We start from the raw sequence: 18,616 nt of genomic DNA, 5'->3' as shown, positions 1-18,616 counted from the left end.
GGTGAATTACAGGGTCACGTTGATACCCATTGAATAAGTTTTACCCATTGGATAAGATCTTAGGTCAGCTCTGCCGACAGCACTTCCGGGGAGGGAGTAGTTGATCGCTGAACCTGCCTGCTCGGGATCGATGTACTTGCTCAGGTCTCCGAAGCGCCAGGTGAGCAGGTTCTCCCCACTAAAGTATACCCGCAGTTTTTTCACGCTGACTTTGGAGGTCAGCGCCTCCGGTAAAGTATAGCCGAAGGTCAGGTTCTTGATGCGCAGGTAGCCGATGTTCTCCATATAGTAGTCGTTCATCTCGTAAAGCGAGCGGCCGGATCCAAGCGAGGCGTAGCCGCGCTCAATCTGTGGGTATTTGCCGGGCTTCTCCGCGGTCCAGGCGTTGTCTACCAGGTCTTCCCTCAGGAAGGACAGGTATGGCCGCTGGTAAGTACCCCAGTAAATATCACCGGTCGGGTACCAGTTCTGCTTGGCCACGCCAGCGCCGGCCACCGAGAGGTCAAAGCCTTTCCATCGGGCGTTCACGTTGAAACCGAACGGGAACTTCGGCATGGCACTGCCGATTGGCTGCAGGTCGCCGTGGTCTTCCAAGGTATAGTTACCCCGGTCAATCCTTCCGTCTCCGTCCACATCCACGTACTTGATGTCACCGGCTCTCAAAACACTCCAGTCTTTGTTCTGCACCACGTTCAGGATGTAATTGTAAACGTTGGCCAGGCTGTTGGATGGGTTCACAAAGGAGTTTTGATAAGCCAGTGCCTCCTCGTCCGTCTGGAACTGACCGGCCACGTGATAGCCCCATATCTGCCCCAGTTCCTGCCCTTCCCAGTAAGAGCTCATCAGGCCGTTCGGGTTGTCGAATTTGGTGATGACACCTTTAAAGTTGGATACACTGCCCGTGGCTGATACCTCCAGCGGGGAGCCACCCACCTCAAAGCTGTTGTTGTAGGTCAGGCTCAGGTCAAAACCCCTGTTCCGGAGCGAGGCCAGGTTCTCTCTTGGCTCGGCGGCACCGAATACCCCGGGAAGCGGCGTTCCGGGCAGGTACATGTCCTCTGTCTTCTTCTCATACACATCCACGGAAGCCATCAGCCTGTTTCTCATAAAGCCCAGGTCGGCACCGAAGTTAATGGTGCTGGTCGTCTCCCAGCTAACCACTTTAGGCAGCGGGTTAGGCGCACTGGCATAGATGATGCGCTGGCCATTGTCCAGCCAGTCAGAGCTGCCGATGGACATGGTCTGCTGGAAGGTGCTGGTGGAGATGTTCTGGTTGCCCAGCGAGCCATACGAGGCTCTCAGCTTGAAGAAGCTCACCACATCCTCCAGCGGCTCCCAGAAACTCTCCCTGTTTACCTGCCAGCCTGCCGACACGGATGGGAACCAGCCCCACCTGCTTTCGGTTGGGAAGCGCGAAGAACCGTCATAGCGGGCATTTACCTCCAGCAGGTATTTGCTGTCAAAGTCGTAGTTGAAGCGCCCAAAGTAACCTCTCACAGCCCAGCGCTCGGCCGAGCCGTCAGCAGCCATAATCTCTGTGCCGAGTGCCAGGTTCTCCAGGTCCCGGATCAGCAGACCGCCCTGCTGGGCGAAAACGCGGTCCCGCTCAAATTCTTCCTGGTTAAAACCAGCCATGAGCTTGAAGTTATGGTCATTGGCCACGCTCAGCGAGTAGGTGCCGTAGGTATTCAGTGCATTGTAGTTGTCTTTCCAGCGCCACTCGCTCAGGCGGTTAACACCGACAGTCTGCTTATCCAGGCGGGTGGTTGTCAGGTACTCAAACTCGTTGAGGCGGGTAGAGCTGGCCTGGTTGTTGAACCTGTTGCTGTAATTGAAGTTGAATTCTAAGCCCTTAAGCGGATTGAGCTTAGCCCTGAAGGTATTCGTGAGCTCTTCGATGTTCAGGCGTTCCCAGTTCTGCCCATACTCCATGGCAGCCGGTCCGCCCTGTCCGTACACGTCGGTAGGAACGCCGTCAATCATGTTAGGCGCAAACGGGTAGAGTTGGTACCAGGTGGTCGTGCTCCAGATGCCGCCGTAGCCGTTTCTAAAGCCGCCGAATTCCTCGTCCTTCTCCTGGTTGAAGAGCACGTTGTTGGACAGCTCCAGCCATTTGTTCGGTTTAAAGGTGACATTGGCCTTCAGGTTGTAGCGCTCCATGCCGCCCTCGGCGATGTTGTTGATATTTTCCCTGTCAAAGACCCTCCCGGACAGGTAACCCCTTAACTTCTCGGTTCCGCCGGACACCGAAATGTTGTGCATACTTGAATACTGGTACTTTTTGAACAGATAGTCGTACCAGTTGGTCTTGTAGAAGAACTTATAGGTGCCGTTTGCCTGCAGTTCGTGGAAAGGCTCAATCTCACCGTTGGCCACCATCCGGATCGTCTCCCAATCCAGGTCGTTGTATTGGGTATAGGTGGTGCCGTTATATCCGAAAAGGGCTGTATCTACAGTCTTTCCATACTTATAGGGGTCTGAGATAAAGTCGGTTCTGGTAGTGGGGGTGGTCCAGCCGAAGTTGTTGGAATAGTTCACCACCATATCGCCCGCCTTCCCTGTCTTGGTCGTGATCAGGATTACGCCGAAGGCACCCCTGGCACCATAGATGGCGGCAGAAGCAGCATCTTTCAGCACGGTCACGTTTTCCACGTCCTGCGGGTTCACCCGGGTAATGTCCCCCTCAATGCCGTCGATCAGCACCAGCGGGCCGCCGCCGTTAATGGAGTTGAAGCCCCGGATGTTAATGTCTGGTGTTGCCGTCGGGTCACCGCTGTTTACCTGTATGTTCAGGCCGGGCATCAGTCCCTGCAGGGAGCTGGTGATGTCGTTGGCCGGGCGCAGGGCAATGTCCTCAGCGTTTATCTGATCCACCGCACCCGTCAGGTTGGCTTTCTTCTGCGTGCCATAGCCCACGATCACCACTTCCTCCAGCGCTTTGGCATCTTCACCCAGTGTTACATCGATACTGACACGGTTGTTGATGGCGACTTCCTGTGCCTGATAACCGATGTAGGAAAAGACAAGAGTGCCGTTGCCATCCGGCACGGTGACGGCGAAATTGCCTTCGCCGTCGGTTGGAGTGCCTCTGTTGGTACCCTTGAGCACCACCGTTACGCCAGGCAGTGCAACACCCTCCTTGTCAGTCACCTTTCCTGTCACAGTAATGGCGGCCTGTTGTGTTTTTTTCTCCTCTGCAGGCTTCACCACAATCGTTTTCTCGACCAGGCTGTAAGTCAGGGGCTGGTTCTCGAAACATTCCGCCAGTGCCCGCTCCAGCGTTGCATCCTGCAGGCTAAGCGTAACGGGCTTTGCCTGTTGCAGTTGCTCGTCGTTATACAGGAAAAGGTAGCCACTCTGCTTACTGATGTCCTTGAACACCTTCTTCAGAGAAGCATTCTGCTCCGTTATGGAGATACCCTGTGAGTAGCCATAGGCTTGCACCTGCAGGGTCGTCACGAGCAGTGCCAAGGTCATGAGCCTCAGAACCAGAAATGGATTGGGCAGCAATTCACGGAGCCCCCTACTGCTCTTGAATAGTAGATTTTGTTTCATCATACAAAAGGTTTTGGGTAATAGGTAAGGTCAAATTATAGGTAACAGTACTTGTGTTTATACTTGTCGTGAAGGCGCAGCACGTTTATAGCCATTGTTATAGGGTGCTGCCAACCTTCCCGTTAATTACCGGAGATAATGATCTTCCGCCCCTCCGTTCTGAACTGGATGGCACGCGTGAGGGCCAGCATTTCCAGCACCTTGTCTATCTCCGTATCGCGGGAGATGATACCCGAGAAATGTTTCTTTGGCTTCTCCCCGCTGTAGGATGCCTCTATGCCGTACCATCGCTCCAGTTGCCGCATCACCGTGGCTATATCCGCATTATTGAAATAAAACAGCCCGTTCTTCCAGGCAACCGCCTCGTCCACGTCCACTTCCTTCAGCAGGATTTCTTTCCCTATAGTGGCTTGCTGGCCGGGAACCAGCACCTTTGTGGCGCTGCCATTCCCCACCTTCACGGAGCCCTCCAGCAAAGTGGTGGCAATGCGCCCCTCATTGGCATAGGACATGATGTTAAAGTGGGTACCCAGCACCTCCACTGTCGCAGCGTTTACCTTGACGATGAAAGGTTTCTGTATATCCCTGGAGATTTCGAAGTAGCCCTCCCCTGTCAGTTCCACGACCCGCTCGCGCCCTGTAAAGGCCGAAGGGAAATGCAGGGAGGAAGCCGCGTTCAGCCATACTTTGCTGCCATCGGGCAGCACGACCTGGTACTGCCCCCCGACAGGCGTTGAGATAGTGTTGAAAAAGACCTGCTCGCTTCCCGTTTCGGCTATCTCAAAAGATACCAGGCCATCCTTTTTCGATACCCTTACCCCCTTTTCGTCGCGCACCGTGCCGTTTTCCAGTTCCTCCAGCACAAAGACAGTCCCATCACTGGAGGTGAGCATGGCTTTATCTCCGCCCGGAAGAATTTGCTCTGCCTTTTGCGCCGGCTCTATTTTGGCTGTGGCTACTGTCTGGCTGTGCTTCTTAAGCTGTGTCTGGTAAATAACCACTGATGTAGCAAGTATAAGGGAGATGGCCGCCGCATACTTCCATAGGGAGGTGTTGCGCCAACGGCTGTTGGCGGGCGCTTGCGCTACCGTCTGTGAAGCAATTCGCTGCCAGGCGTTCTCCGTGTCCAGAGAGGAAAGGAAGGCCATCGCTTGTTCCTGCTCACCCTTAATTTTCTCGAACAGGCGCCTGTTCCCTTCCCCGCTGCTTAGCCACAGCTCCAGCTCTTTCTCCTCCAGGGGGGAAAGCTCGTCTCTCAAATGCCTCAGAATGAGGTTGGCTTTATCGAATTGTTCTTGATTGCGCTCCATAGTGGTCGTATGCAGCAAAGACACCTCTAAAGGCAAAGTGGGTGAAAGCCCCTCAAACTTTTTTTTGCAGTGAGCCAGGTGCAGTGGCAGTTGGGCTTAGAGACAGCGTCCGCTACGACGGTACTCCTGGCAGCCGCCACGAGCGAATCTCATACTTCGTTCTGCAGCGCTCAGAAATGTAACATTATCTTAACCCGGTGGATTCGCTCCAGAACCTGCGTTTGCCCTAGCTTTGTTGAAGTTAGCCGGAGGGGCGGACGATGCTTAGAGAGGACCGCTCTTATCTTATTAATTAGCTGGAGTGGTGGAAATCCGGAATACCGGACAGCCTTAACCTATGGAGCTACCCGTGTGGAAGGCGGCCAGCCTCACCGACAGGACGACTCGGTAATCATAACAGACTATACATCTGCTGTGTACTAATTGAGCGAGTACTTGCTTTTATAGCTATATAAGTATAAACAAACCCGATTTTTTAATTATGTTTATGGCTCCACAGAATCAAAAGGGGTGTGATACTTAGCAAACACCACTGCTTAAAGTATAGAATTGATGAAGACCGGAAATGTAATCAGTGGGGTTTCGCTCCGGAAGTATAAGGTAGTACTCTTTAAATCTAGTTGAGATGAGCATTAACAGAGATCCGTCTATGTTGGAAGAGGGTCTGTTTTTAAAGCAGCTTTTTGACCGTTATTACACCCGATTGGTTTATTTCTCCGCTCAAATTGTAGGGAGCAAAGAGGCCGCCGAAGACATCGCGCAGGATGCTTTTATCAAGTGCTGGAACCAGAAAGATGACCTCGATCAACATGAGCTGGCCATTAAAAGCTACCTGTACAGCACGGTAAAAAACGCGAGCCTGAATGCCGTGCGCCACCAGAAGGTGAAAGCCAGCTATGCCATGCATGTCAACCATATGTCGGTAACAGAGGAAAGCCTGGATGAAACCATCATCTTCTCGGAAGTGCTCGCGGAACTGCATGCCGCTCTGAACACTCTTCCTGAAAGTTGCCAGCGCATCTCCAGGATGGGCTACCTGGAGGAAATGAAGAATGGGGAGATTGCCGAGGAGCTGGGCATCTCCATAAATACCGTCAAGACCCAGAAGCAAAGGGCCTTACAACTTCTTCGCCTGCGGCTCAAACCTGGCCTATATTCCTTTTTGCTACTGATGAACCTGTAAAAGCCAGGGTATACGAACCGCAAAGAGGCACAATTCCACCACCGGCAGTTCGCCGCGTCACTTCTTCCTCTAGAATCGCCTCCAATAAAAAAAGCACTTACAAGTTTTACCTCGTAAGTGCTTGATTCTGAAGTGGGCCCAGCTGGAATCGAACCAGCCACCTACTGATTATGAGTCCGAAAAGTTATATTTTATATACTTTTACATTTTTTATTATTTATTGATAGTCAGTTATTTACAAAATACACAACTAAAAACAATCTTAGTATATTATTTATTTTTACGAAATTTGTATGCAAATTGTATGCAAATAAATTCCCCAATTCAGTAGTCAAAAGCTCATGCAAAGTACCGTCACTTCCATTATTCTGGATACCCGACGTGCACTAAAAGATGGCACCTATCCAGTCAAGCTCAGAGTAACTTTCCAGCGCAAGCAAAAGTACTACCCCACCGATTTCAGCTATACCCCAGAGAATTTTGAAAAGCTGATGTCTCCCAAGCCAGGCAAGTTCTTCAAGGAGGATAAGATCAAACTTCAGACGGTGGAACACAAGATGAACCAGATCATCCAAAAGCTCCCGTATTTCAGTTTCAATGAACTGGATAGGAGATTGCTCAAAAACTCGTCCAGGCATGAGGCTTTTTCTTCCTATGAAGCAGCGATTGCACGCCTGAAGGAAGAAGGTAGGCTGGGCAATGCTGGTTTTTTTGAAAGTGCCCGTAATTCGCTCTGGTGCTACGTGCACGGGGCTCCCTTCACGAAAATAAAAGGGACCACAAAGAAGAAAATTGCCGCCTTAATGAAATCCAGGGCACAATACCAGCCCCTGCCTTTCACCGCAATAACCGTCCAGTTCCTGAAAGATTATGAGAAATGGATGTGCAAGGGTGGCCGGTCCATCTCCACTGTCGGCATGTACCTTCGGACACTCCGTACTCTTTTCAATGACGCTATTGCAGCCGGTGACGTCAGTGCGGAGCTGTATCCGTTTGGAAAGCGAAAGTACCAGATACCCTCCGGCGTGAATGTGAAGAAAGCCCTCCCCATGGCCGATATTGCGAAGATATTCACCTACACTCCTACCAGTGAAAGCGAAGCTCGCTGCCGGGACCTTTGGATCTTTTCCTATCTCTGCAACGGTATCAACGTCAAGGATATGGCCAGGCTGCAATACCGGCAAATAGACAAGGATACCGTCACCTTCACCAGAGCCAAGACAGAGCACGCGAACCGCCACCAATCCAAGGCGATTGTAGCCATTCTTTCCCCGCAAGCCCAGGATATAATCAAGAAGTGGGGTAATAAACCCAGGAAATCAGATAGCTATGTGTTTCCTATCCTTAGGCAAGGGCTTACAGCGGAACAGGAGCAGGCTAATATCAAGCAGGCTATCAAGAATATCAACTTCTATATGGCACGCATCGCCGAGGGTGTTGGCATTGAAAAGAAAGTGACGACCTACACAGCCAGGCACTCCTTCTCCACCGTACTGAAACGAGCCGGTGTGTCCACCTCATTTATTTCAGAGTCCCTGGGTCATGCCAACGAAAAGACCACTCAGAACTACCTGGACAGCTTCGAGACGGATGCCAAACGGCAGGTAATTTCAAAACTGACAGCCTTCGAAGAGTTTGCTTTAAAAGCCTGACCTATTGAAACTTGCACCACTCAAATAGCCTATTCTTTACCTTATTAAAGGTGTTCACTATTTCTAAACGTTCACACATAATGAACATTAAGAAATAGTGGACATGAGTGACGGGTGCTGATCGTATGCCATTCAACTTCAAAGGTAAATGCAGAGCCTAACACTTCTACAATTTGGTGAGCGGAAGGAGGTCTTCTTTTGTAAAAATATGAGCTACTAGTTATAATCAAAGAGCATACGTTGTTTAATTCCTCTTAAACAAAAGCCTGTCAAGCTTCCACAAATCAACAAGCACCTATACCTTATCGGGTATAAATAATAATTCACATGCTACTTTTATACCCGATAAGGTATATTATAAGTATTTTTTGTATGTTTATACCCGATAAGGTATACATCATGCAGTTAAATGAATTTGTAAAGGAAAGGCGCAAGCAAGCAAACCTGACACAACCGGAGTTAGCAGTAAAGGCGGGAGTTGGCCTAAGGTTTATAAGGGATCTGGAGCAGGGAAAAGAGACCCTGCGCCTAGATAAGTTGAATCAAGTGTTGCAACTCTTCGGGCACCAAGTTGGACCTGTACCAATGACCTATAATATGAATACAGATACCTGATGCGGAAGGCGAAGATAAACATGCATAACAAAACAGCAGGCTGGCTCACACAGGACGAAAACGGCTATCATTTTGTGTATGCCCCCTCCTACCTGCAGTCACCTGCATCAGAACCGGTCAGCCTCACACTGCCATTGCAGGAAGCTCCCTTTACCAGCAGGATACTGTTCCCTTTCTTTGACGGACTAATCCCGGAAGGATGGTTGCTAGACATAGCGGAGCGGAATTGGAAACTGAACCCACGGGATCGCATGGGGCTACTGCTCGCCTGCTGCCGAGATTGCATCGGGGCTGTAAGTGTCTACCCGGCTGATGAGGAGGAAAGCATATGAATAGGTGCCTGTACTGCTACCAGCATCTGGCGGAGCATGAGGTAGACTTTCATGCGCGCTGCAGCAAAAAGCTATTCGGACTGGCTACCCCTCCTGCCCTGCCATATACGGAGGCAGAAATGGAACAGCTAGCCGAGCAGGTGATCCGAAACCATGCCGCAGTTACCGGGGTGCAGCCCAAACTATCACTTGACCTGGCACCGGGTGCGAAAGAAACAGACCCCAAGCGTTTCACCATCGTCGGCCTGTGGGGAGGGTACATTCTTAAACCGCCAAGCCAGCACTATGCTCAGCTACCGGAGGTGGAGGACCTGACTATGCACCTGGCAACCATCACTGGGATAAATGTAGTGCCGCACAGCCTTATACGCCTGCAGTCAGGAAATCTATCCTACATTACCAAGCGCATAGACCGTACTCCGAAAGGGAAGCTACACATGGAGGATATGTGCCAACTCACGGAACGACTGACAGAGGATAAATACCATGGCTCTTACGAACAAATAGCCAAGGCTATCATGAAGTACTCGGTAAACCCGGGCCTGGACGTGATCAACTTCTTTGAGCAGGTGTTGTTTTCTTTTCTCACCGGCAACGCTGACATGCACCTGAAGAATTTTTCCCTGCTTCACCAGCCTGGTTTCGGCCCAGTCCTGGCACCGGCTTATGACATGGTGGCTACAGCTGTTGTAAACCCAGCAGATGATGAAGACCTGGCACTCATGCTGAATGGCAAGAGGAAGAAAATCAAAAAGGAAGACTTCACAACGGCATTCAATACGTTGAAGCTTAACGAAAAGCAACAACAAAACCTGATGAGCAAGATGATCAAAGCGAAAGTCAAATGGCTCTCGTTTATAGACATCAGTTTCTTAAGCGATGAAAGTAAGGAAGCCTATAAGGCTGTAATTCACGAAAGATTTTCCAGACTAGGCCTAAGTGACTGATCCTGATACTGGGTCAATACTGCTGATTGGATAGGCATGTGCAGTAGTTGAATTAGACATAATTTGGCTACTGCGGTACCCTGGTTCAGCATACGATCATGAAATATTATTCTGATGAATTCTATTTGCTTTCGCGGAGTCTAACCTGCTCAATAAACTACCAAGATGCTCTTGGCAGCATATCAGGTAAAAAATCATACACATAACCACCATAGGATTTCAGTAATCCCGCGACACTAGAGCGCTGTTGAGATGTGGAAAACACCTCCGGGTTTCCCACATCTCAACAGCATAGCAGTAATAGTAATAGTAATAGTAATAGTAATAGTGATAGCTAAAGAATAGGCTGACCACAGGAAGCAGCATGATGCAAGACAATCAAAGCAAAAATCCAACGTCATTCATTCAGGCGCAAAGGTAGCCTTGCGGCCCGGACACGGGACAAGGTAGTCCAAACAAAATGGGTATCCGCCTGCAGCGGACCCTCCGCATTTTCTTTGGCTCCACCTATGCCCTTAGTCCGGTCCGAAGGCAGATGAGGCACCATAATCAATTTCCTCACGCTAAAAAGATCACGATTATGGAAAAGACCGTTAAAACCTCCGCCTTTACCAGAGTAGCCGAAATCAAGCTCTCCTACCGCAACAAGATAAAACCCTGCGAAAGACCGCAGGTCACCTGCTCTGCCGACTCCTACAAGGTGCTCCGGGAGAGCTGGGACAAGAGCAAACTCGAGTTCGTCGAGCAGTTCAAGGTACTGCTGTTAAACCGGGCCAACCGGGTGCTGGGCATCTACGAAGTCTCCACCGGGGGCGTGGCCGGAACGGTAGCCGATCCCAAGCTTATCTTCGCCGCCGCTCTCAAAGCCTGCGCCTCCGGCATCATCCTCTCGCACAACCACCCCTCAGGTAACCTAAAGCCTAGTTCAGCGGATCTGCAGCTGACTCAAAAGCTGAAACGAGGCGGGGAACTTCTGGACATCGCCGTTTTAGATCACATCATCCTGACCAGCGAGAGTTACTACTCACTAGCAGACGAGGGGCTCCTGTAGCCCCTTTTTTGGTCATAGGACAGCAACCTATCCTCACCTGCAACAATGACTACCGGTAAAAAACTTCCTAGTCCATATTGCCCCAGTGTTCCACTATGTTCTTAATAGCTCCATACAAAAGCACATCGTTAGGCCAAAGTTGGAATGGATCGACGATAACGTCCGTGTCATTAGGTGCATTGGGAAGACAGTTACCAGAAATCAAGCCAGCTCTGCTACCCAGAAAGCTATTGTAGATGCCATTTTCTTACCCAGCAACATTTCGCTTCGATCTGTATGGGCTACATTATCCTGTTGCAGCAAGACCAGTTGCTCCCTGTCCAGCAAGGACGGGAAGAGCCAACTCAACACCGGGAAAAGAGTGTTAAATCCAGCCTGTGGGAAAGAGATAATTTTCCGGCAAGTTGGTATCAGCAAGAGCAGTTGATTCAAGGTATACACCTCCTTGCCGCCCACTTCCACCACGTCCGGCTTATCGGCTATCACACAAAGACGTGAGACGAGCTCGGTCAGGTCCTCTACTGCCACCGGCTGCAGCTTTGTCTCCAGCATGCGCGCAGGGAAGGGCAAAATACCACCAGTCAGCCGGCAAAGCTTTTGAAGCTGTTGCAGCTTTCTGCTCAGCATGGTACCGGGCGTGCAAACAATGGAAGGCCGCAGGACCACAGTATCAGGATGCCTGAGCAGTTCCTTATCTGCCAGCCCTTTCGTACGCAGAAACCGCGAAGGGCTGTTTTCGTCCGCTCCCAATGCAGAGAGCTGAATGAGTCTTGGACTGCCGATCAGTTCCCGGTGCTGCAGCATGCGGCGGGTTAGTCCCACATGCGCCTCTTCAAAATCAAGCGCCGCTGACTCCCGGATGATACCAATACAGTTGATGAGTACATCCACCTGGCCTAGTGTTGCCCAGTCATCCTGAAAGGGATTGAACTGCAACAAATGGAGGGCGTCAGACACTTCCGGAAAGCCTTCCCCTCGCACACATCCAACGACTTCTGCCTGCGGGTAATCCTGCCGGAGACGAGGTAGGATGTGAGAGCCCAGTTGCCCGCTGGCCCCTAACAAGACAATGCGCATGATGCTACGGGTTCAGGTGGCAACCACTGGTAATGGATCACGTCCCGAACCTGGAAGGCTCCTTCCAAGCGGGCTGTCAGAAAGAAGTTTGTCTCAAACCCTTCGCAGTGCACCCACTCGATCGGCCAGCGTTCCCGCATGATCTGCACCCGCATCAGTTCATTGCCTATGTAAGAGTAGGCCCTGTCGAGCGCACCCACTTTTTGATACAACTCCTCTTGCTCCGCTGCCGGCTTCTCATCTCCCAGCCGGTACCGCAGGTACTTCTCTCCCTGCCGGAGCTCAAAAGCATCACCTGCCTCCGAAAGCTTTGCTCTTTCCAGCCTATAGTTGGTCAGCCAGCTGCCGCCCTGCAAAATCAGCTCCCTATCGGTAAAGGATCTCAGAAAATAAATGCCCTTTGCCTCCCCCTCGTTGTAGCGGGTATCATTCACCAGTAGCCTGAAACCAATGTGCTGGTAGTCGAAGTGCAGGGCTTTGGGCAGGAAGCTGGGACGCATGTTCCGCAGTTTCACGTTCACCATCGAGATCAGAGCCCGGCCATGATAGTCTCGCACCTGCAGGCCTTCGGGCAGAAAAGGCAGCACCTCTTTTTTCTCAACAGAGAAGTTGATCAAGCGAACCTCGTGCAATTCCCCTACATACCGGAGGGGCAATTTCTTTAGCATGTCCATAACGATAGCATTATAAGTGAAAGTAGAACAACCACAGCAGCGCGGTTACCTGCAGCAACAGGAACCACTGCACCGTCCAGCGCTGGGATAAACCCAGGTAGCTTATCCGGTGGTAGTGCAGGTAGAGCATCAGCCCGCTGCTGCACAGCACGCTCAGCACAGGAAATGGATAGAAAAGTATCCCGGTGATGCAGTAAAATGCCATACTGGGCACCAGCACCAGGAGTCCCGCCACCATGATGGTTGCTAAATGGCCAACATATTCGAGTACCTGCTGCTTGTCTAACGAGAAAGCAGCTACCAGAATCTGAACAACCCAGCCCGTGCCCGCCATGAGCAGCAACTGAACAGCTCCGGCTGCTGGTGTTACACCAAGTGCCTCATGCACCGAGGCTCCGAATAAGACAGTCAGAAGAATAGAAAGGAAAACAGCCATGCCGATGTAGGCTATTCTATACCTGGTAGCTGACTGGGGATAGCAATCGCACGTAATGCCCTGCTGTCTTGGAGTAGCTACTACGTAGCGGTTGAAGGCCAGCGTTTTGTAGAGAAAGCAAAAAAGGAGAAAGAAAGGCCTGAAGCGAAACAAAGGCCGCAGCAGCTTGATCTTATCAGCAAACACATAGGAAACGCCTTCTGCCCCATACATGGTGGTACCTCCCCTTTTGTCGATCAGCGCCATCTCGTTGCGGAAGCGCTCTGCGCTCACCTGCTGTTTCAGTTGTGGGTCCAGCCTACGGTAAGCTACACATTCCTGCGCCTCTACAAGGCGAAGTACCAGCATCAGGTCGCGCAGTCCCACGCAAACCTTACAGTTGCTGTCGTAGATAATCAACTTGTCTTTCATTATTATGGATCATGAACTTATAGAACTTTCAATAAGGATTGAAACATTAAGAACAAAAAAATTAACGCATGAGCTTCATGAAGGAACTGAGGAACCAGTGTTCATCGGCGCGCAGCATCGTGTTTAGCGTTTTATCCGCCTTCGTCGCTAGGTCATGTAAATTACCGATCGCTTCTGTGAAGGCCTGCGTTTCCTTTTCTGCTTTGTTTCCTTCTACCTGCTTAAGTTCTTCTAGTATGCGCAGCATCGGCTCCAGTTCGCGCTTACGACGTTCCCGGATCACCTGTTTGGCTACCTTCCACATATCCTTTTCGGCCACAAAGTATTCCTTACGCTCACCGGGGCGCAGCTCTTTGCTGATCAGGCCCCAATCAATAAGAGCGCGCAGGTTCATGTTGGCGTTCCCCCTGGACACATTCAGCTCCTGCATCACATCCTCCGTACTCAGCGCTTCTGGCGAAATCAAAAGCAAGGCGTGCACCTGCGCCATCGTACGGTTGATGCCCCAGCTAGAGCCCAGCGTTCCCCAAGCCTGTATGAATTTCTCTTTTCCTTCTTCCAGTTGCATGAGCCAAAGATAGTATAATTCCTTATACTTTCAATAGTTATTGAAAGTTTTATAAATACATTTATTCTTGACCTATGTAAGACAATTAGTTTAGCTATTAACTCGGTCAAACCAACACTGCTAGGGGCGTCTGAAAGCTGGTTTCACTACAAGATCACGACACAAGAGATATTACTAGACTACACTTTACCACTTGCTATTTCTAACAACACATAAAGCAATTTACTGAACAAACTGTAGGTAGTTAACGCTCACACCAGAAAAGCAGAACCATTGAAGACATGATGCAAGCCATGACTTAATGCAGAATAATTTTACGGGAGGTAGATCCTTTCGGCGTGCTTATGAGCAGGAAGTACAGACCGCGCAGCAGTCCACCCACGTCCATGACCACCTCCGATCCGCCCCGTATATGCTCCTGCTGCTGTAGCACCGAGCGCCCACTCAAGTCATAGATACCAAAAGTAGCCGTGCCCCAACCTGCTTCCGGCACTTGTATATAAAGTGTTGTAGTAGCGGGTATGGGATACACAGCATTTTTCTCTAGAAACACTTCATCATCTATACCTGTGGGATTGATCAGTTTTGCCTCTGAAACCTGGGACATACACTTCCCCGCTTTGGCTACTACAGTGTAGCTGCCTGGAGTTGTAGCAGTATGTGCATCAGTAGTGGCGCCATCTACAACAGTACCATTCAGGTACCACACGTAAGATGATGTTCCCTCTGTTGGGTTTGTGATGCGCAGTTCCATACCATTTACTTCCACCACAGGTGTAGTCGGGTTCACACAGAATGTCTGATCCACGTCAGTGGCAGCATTAAAAGATTCATTCCCTTTCTGTGATGCACTTACGTGCACCTGGCCGGCACCGGTCAGCGTTAACGTATTACCATTCAATGTGGCAGGACCTGAGAGAAGAGAAAAGCTGACAGGCAAATTGGAGGCAGTGCTGGCTGTCAGCATGATCGGTGCAGCGCCATAAATCCTGTCCTCAAGTGCTGCAAAACTTATCTGCTGATCAGCCTTGACTGCGGGCTCCCCTATAGCCAATTTGTAGGACGTAGCTACGCGAAGACCGTCAAGTGTAAGTACAGGCGACGCTGGGCCCTGGCGCAAGACAATGGTGTTGATATCAACAGGTGATAGTTCTCCTGGCTCGTCCACGACAACCTGGGCGACTGCAGGCTCTTTCTGCAAATCGGGATTAACAAAGAGCGATGCCTTGGTACCTGCCTCACTAAAGGTATACTTTACTACCAGCAGGTAAGTCTTTTTCAGGTCATACTCTTGGGTGTACCCTTGTGGAGGGGCACCATCACTCATACTAAACTGCACCTTGTCGGCCGAAGAAGCGCGTACATACACACGACTTCTGAAATGCGAAAGCCCCATATTTGACGGCCCCAGATGCAGGAAGTAATCTCCGGTCGCGTTGGATGAGGCCACGTTTACCAGAAATGCAACATATACGGGTGTTCCGGGACTGATAGGAGTAAAGGTCCGATGAATACTTTGTCCGTTTGCCTTGATCTCAGCACTATTACCAATGCCACTCGATCCATACCCGGTATAGTTAAGCCCTGTAGCAGCAACAGGTATGGCATTGGTTGTACCGCCACTATGCGCGGTCCAGCCATTGTCGGTCAGGAGTGTGGCAGCCGTGTAAGAAAAGTTCTCTTCCAGGGCCAGGAAGTCCGCCGCTTTCAGCGTTGTTGCCCAGGCTTTTCCAATTGCAGTTGTCAGATAGTTTTCAGCGGTTTTTGTATCATTATCGTTGTACTCGAAAACGGCAAAGTGATAGTCGGTAGAGCTCCTGAGGGATGTGACCGTCACCTCATTACCTGTACCGCTATAGACCACAAAGTTGCCAACTCCAATCTCTTGCCCTTGCCTGAAGGCTGGATTAGACAAATAAGGAAAACCATCATCCGGCATAGCATTTACCGCTGCACCCTGACGGGCCAGTACAAGGCGCTTGGTGCCGCTGCCACCGGCAAAGGTAAGCTTCAGAGAGGTGGTGCTTATTTCGCTGACCTTAACAGAAGAAGCCTTGGCAGGCTCACTTGCCAGTTGCACAGCAAGGTCCGATTTAAATTTCACCACCCAATAATCAGCTTCCCCCCAAGCGCTCTGGCTCCTGTCGCCATTGGCTCCTGCTCCTGCTTCGGAGTAGCCCCCTACCAAAAAGGCACGATCGGAGGTTTCCAGCAATGCCGTTGCATTCTCCAGGCCACTCCCCCCAAAAGTTTTATCCCATTCCTTTCTACCGTCTGATTTGAGCTTTACAACCCAATAATCACCCCAGGATACCCCTCTTCTGGCTTCAGTCTTGTCTGCATCTCCTTCCGACTCGGAGTTTCCTCCAAGCAGAACCCCGCCATCTGCAGTCAATACCATGTTGGTCAAATAATCAGCAAAATGGCCCCCATAGGTTTTATCCCACATGGTATAGCCGCTGGCATGCAGCTTTACAATCCAGTAGTCCAAGGAGCCCTTCCCGGGTGCTGTCTTGCTACCGCCTACATCCAAGTCTGAATATCCCCCTAACAAGTAGTTGCCATCGGGTAGCAGGAGCATCGACTGTAAGCGGTCTTCTCCATTCCCACCGATGGTTCTGTCCCAGTCTTTGCTACCATCGGCGTTCAGTTTCACTACCCAGTAATCCCATTTCCCACTTGTGGCGCTCGTTTTATCGCCCCCAACTCCTGAAGATGAATACCCCCCAAGCAGGTACCCCCCGTCCGGTGAGGCAACAAGAGAAGTAAGATGGTCTTCGCGCGCGCCACCGATCGTCTTATCCCACTCTTTGTTTCCACTCCGGTCAATCTTGACAACCCAGTAGTCCTGTAGTCCTCTGGACGTCTCTGTCTTATCTCCTCCTTCATGTGATGAGGTCGTTCCCCCCAGCAAAAAGCCCCCGTCAGGAGTCAGAATCATGGTAGAGAAATAATTCGAACCGATGCCACCAAAAGACCTGTCCCAGATCTTGTTCCCCCCGGCATCCAGCTTAATGATCCAATAGTCCCAGTTCCCGCTGGAGGAAGACGATTTATCACTCGATGTCCCGGAGTTAGAATAGCCACCTACCAGGTAACCACCATCGTCCGTTTTTACAACCGACATCAGGGCATCATGTCCATAGCCTCCGAATGCCTTGTCCCATACCTTGGTCCCATCAGCGTTCACCTTCACAAGCCAGAAATAGTGATAGCCAAACCAGATATTCCAATCATACTCTTTGCTGTGGTCACCGGTTTTCCCGGAGTTGGAGTATCCGGCCAATAAATATCCCCCGTCTGTTGTCTCAACCATAGAAGACAATCTATCCAGATAGAAACCCCCAAACCGTTTGTCCCAGACTTTCGTGACCGGCACAACACTGGTCCTGACGGTTCCTGTTTCTTTGAGCTTGACGATCCAGTAATCTTCCGCACCCCTAGAGCTCCCGGTTTTATTACCTACTGCTCCGGAAGTGGAATGTCCACCCAGCAGGTAACCACCATCTGATGTCGCCAACATACAAAGCATATAATCAGCCTTATCACCGCCAAAGGATTTATCCCATACCTTGTTCCGCTCTGAGTCGAGTTTTACTACCCAGTAGTCAATGCCTCCTCTGGAAGTGTCGGTCTTATCACTGGAAGCACCGGATGAAGACCAACCACCAAGCAGATAACCTCCATCTGAAGTTGTGATAACGGATAACAGCTGATCCTCATAGCTGCCGCCAATGGCTTTGTCCCACATTTTCTCACCCTTGGCACTGAGTTTCACTATCCAATAGTCCAGCCGGTTTCCAAACGCATACTGGCCCTTGTTCTTCTCGGTTCGATCACCGGTCGCCTCTGAGTTGGAGCTGCCTCCAAGCAGGAAGCCACCGTCTGGCAACAGGGTGAGTGTGCTTAGATAATCCGTATGCTCTCCTCCTATTGTCTTATCCCATTCCTTGTTCCCAAGAGCGTCGAGCTTTACCACCCAATAGTCTGCATCGACTCCGTAAGGAGATTTGTTAGGCTCTGACTTATCGCCATCGGCGCCTGATCTGGAGTGTCCGCCCAGCAGGTAACCGCCATCGGGTGTGTTTAACAGTGTCGTTAAGTATTCACTATCGCTACCGCCATAGGTTCTATCCCAGGCTTTGCTGCCATCGGCATTGAGTTTTATCACCCAGTAGTCAGAATACCCTTTAGAGCCTTCCGTCTTATCTCCCGATGCCCTGGAGTCGGAGTAGCCCCCCACTAGATACCCGCCATCCGGCGTTTGAATCATGGTAGATAATTCATCCTTAAGGCTTCCGCCATAGGTTTTATCCCATACTTTATTCCCATTGGCGTCGAGCTTGACGATCCAGAAATCAGCGTTCCCTCTGGTACCTTCCGTTTTATCGCCGGTGGCCCCGGACCATGAATGCCCACCCGCCAGATAGCCTCCGTCGGCAGTTGCGATTAAAGATGTGAGGTACTCTTCACCGCCTGCTCCATAGGTTTTGTCCCATGTTTTACTGCCTGTGGAAGAGACCTTAATGATCCAGTAGCTTCTGTATCCCTTGTTACCAACTGTCAGGTCACCGCCGGTTCCGGAAGTAGTATACCCTCCCAACACATAACCGCCATCAACAGTCGGAGCCATGGCTGTCAGCTTATCCATTCCCCAGCCACCGAAACTTTTATCCCATACTTCCAGGTCCGGCACCTGTGAAAAGACAGGCTTTTGAGTTAATAAATACACCAGGGTTAGCAATACAAGGCGAGTGCATTGCTTAAAACGAGTAGAAGTTTCTTGCATATAGTGAATAAAATAG

The 18,616-nt window shown here is 50.6% G+C and carries 13 protein-coding genes; 6 read left to right on the top strand and 7 right to left on the bottom strand.

Annotated elements, in window-relative coordinates:
* Positions 1 to 6: 6 nt before the first annotated feature.
* Both A3841_RS09705 and A3841_RS09700 read right to left on the bottom strand, forming a co-directional pair.
* Positions 7 to 3,558 (bottom strand): TonB-dependent receptor, encoded by a 3,552-nt coding sequence (locus A3841_RS09705; protein WP_206073073.1) that lies wholly within the window; start codon positions 3,556 to 3,558, stop codon positions 7 to 9.
* A gap of 119 nt (positions 3,559 to 3,677) precedes the next feature.
* Positions 3,678 to 4,865, bottom strand: a complete 1,188-nt coding sequence (locus A3841_RS09700) for a FecR family protein (RefSeq protein WP_073852126.1) — start codon at positions 4,863 to 4,865, stop codon at positions 3,678 to 3,680.
* 625 nt (positions 4,866 to 5,490) lie between these two features.
* On the opposite strand from A3841_RS09700, the gene A3841_RS09695 reads away from it, so the two are divergent.
* The 6 genes from A3841_RS09695 to A3841_RS09670 all read left to right on the top strand — a co-directional run bounded on the left by A3841_RS09695 (position 5,491) and on the right by A3841_RS09670 (position 10,645).
* Positions 5,491 to 6,048, top strand: a complete 558-nt coding sequence (locus A3841_RS09695) for an RNA polymerase sigma-70 factor (protein ID WP_083610288.1) — start codon at positions 5,491 to 5,493, stop codon at positions 6,046 to 6,048.
* A gap of 341 nt (positions 6,049 to 6,389) precedes the next feature.
* Complete coding sequence (locus A3841_RS09690) at positions 6,390 to 7,700, top strand: tyrosine-type recombinase/integrase (RefSeq protein WP_073852125.1); 1,311 nt, start codon at positions 6,390 to 6,392, stop codon at positions 7,698 to 7,700.
* Between the two features lie 399 nt (positions 7,701 to 8,099).
* A complete protein-coding gene (locus tag A3841_RS09685; protein ID WP_073852637.1) occupies positions 8,100 to 8,315 on the top strand; it encodes a helix-turn-helix transcriptional regulator in 216 nt (71 codons plus the stop codon).
* Positions 8,316 to 8,335: 20 nt separating this feature from the next.
* Positions 8,336 to 8,647 (top strand): HipA N-terminal domain-containing protein, encoded by a 312-nt coding sequence (locus A3841_RS09680; protein WP_235861344.1) that lies wholly within the window; start codon positions 8,336 to 8,338, stop codon positions 8,645 to 8,647.
* Positions 8,644 to 9,594, top strand: a complete 951-nt coding sequence (locus A3841_RS09675; RefSeq protein ID WP_073852123.1) for a HipA domain-containing protein — start codon at positions 8,644 to 8,646, stop codon at positions 9,592 to 9,594. The genes A3841_RS09680 and A3841_RS09675 overlap by 4 nt, the downstream gene beginning before the upstream one ends.
* 580 nt (positions 9,595 to 10,174) lie before the next feature.
* On the top strand, positions 10,175 to 10,645 hold the full coding sequence (locus tag A3841_RS09670; RefSeq protein ID WP_073852122.1) for a JAB domain-containing protein: 471 nt from the start codon (positions 10,175 to 10,177) through the stop codon (positions 10,643 to 10,645).
* A gap of 201 nt (positions 10,646 to 10,846) precedes the next feature.
* On the opposite strand, the gene A3841_RS09665 is transcribed toward A3841_RS09670, so the two are convergent.
* The 5 genes from A3841_RS09665 to A3841_RS09645 form a co-directional block, all read right to left on the bottom strand.
* Positions 10,847 to 11,722 carry an NAD-dependent epimerase/dehydratase family protein gene (locus tag A3841_RS09665; protein ID WP_139307929.1) on the bottom strand — a complete coding sequence of 292 codons (876 nt, stop codon included), beginning with the start codon at positions 11,720 to 11,722 and terminating at the stop codon, positions 10,847 to 10,849.
* Positions 11,704 to 12,396, bottom strand: coding sequence for a DUF2071 domain-containing protein (locus tag A3841_RS09660; RefSeq protein WP_073852120.1), 693 nt, complete (start codon positions 12,394 to 12,396; stop codon positions 11,704 to 11,706). Before A3841_RS09660 ends, A3841_RS09665 begins: the two co-directional genes overlap by 19 nt.
* A 10-nt stretch (positions 12,397 to 12,406) precedes the next feature.
* A complete protein-coding gene (locus tag A3841_RS09655; RefSeq protein ID WP_073852119.1) occupies positions 12,407 to 13,243 on the bottom strand; it encodes a hypothetical protein in 837 nt (278 codons plus the stop codon).
* 61 nt (positions 13,244 to 13,304) lie between these two features.
* The gene (locus A3841_RS09650) at positions 13,305 to 13,811 is read right to left on the bottom strand and encodes a GbsR/MarR family transcriptional regulator (RefSeq protein ID WP_073852118.1); all 507 of its coding nucleotides are present in this window, start codon (positions 13,809 to 13,811) and stop codon (positions 13,305 to 13,307) included.
* A 298-nt stretch (positions 13,812 to 14,109) separates the two neighbouring features.
* Complete coding sequence (locus tag A3841_RS09645) at positions 14,110 to 18,600, bottom strand: T9SS type A sorting domain-containing protein (RefSeq protein WP_073852117.1); 4,491 nt, start codon at positions 18,598 to 18,600, stop codon at positions 14,110 to 14,112.
* Positions 18,601 to 18,616 lie beyond the last annotated feature (16 nt).

This window comes from Pontibacter flavimaris (assembly GCF_001907195.1).
GTDB lineage: Bacteria > Bacteroidota > Bacteroidia > Cytophagales > Hymenobacteraceae > Pontibacter > Pontibacter flavimaris.
Note: the sequence above shows the minus strand (reverse complement) of the source record. Positions and strands in the feature narration are given on the sequence as shown.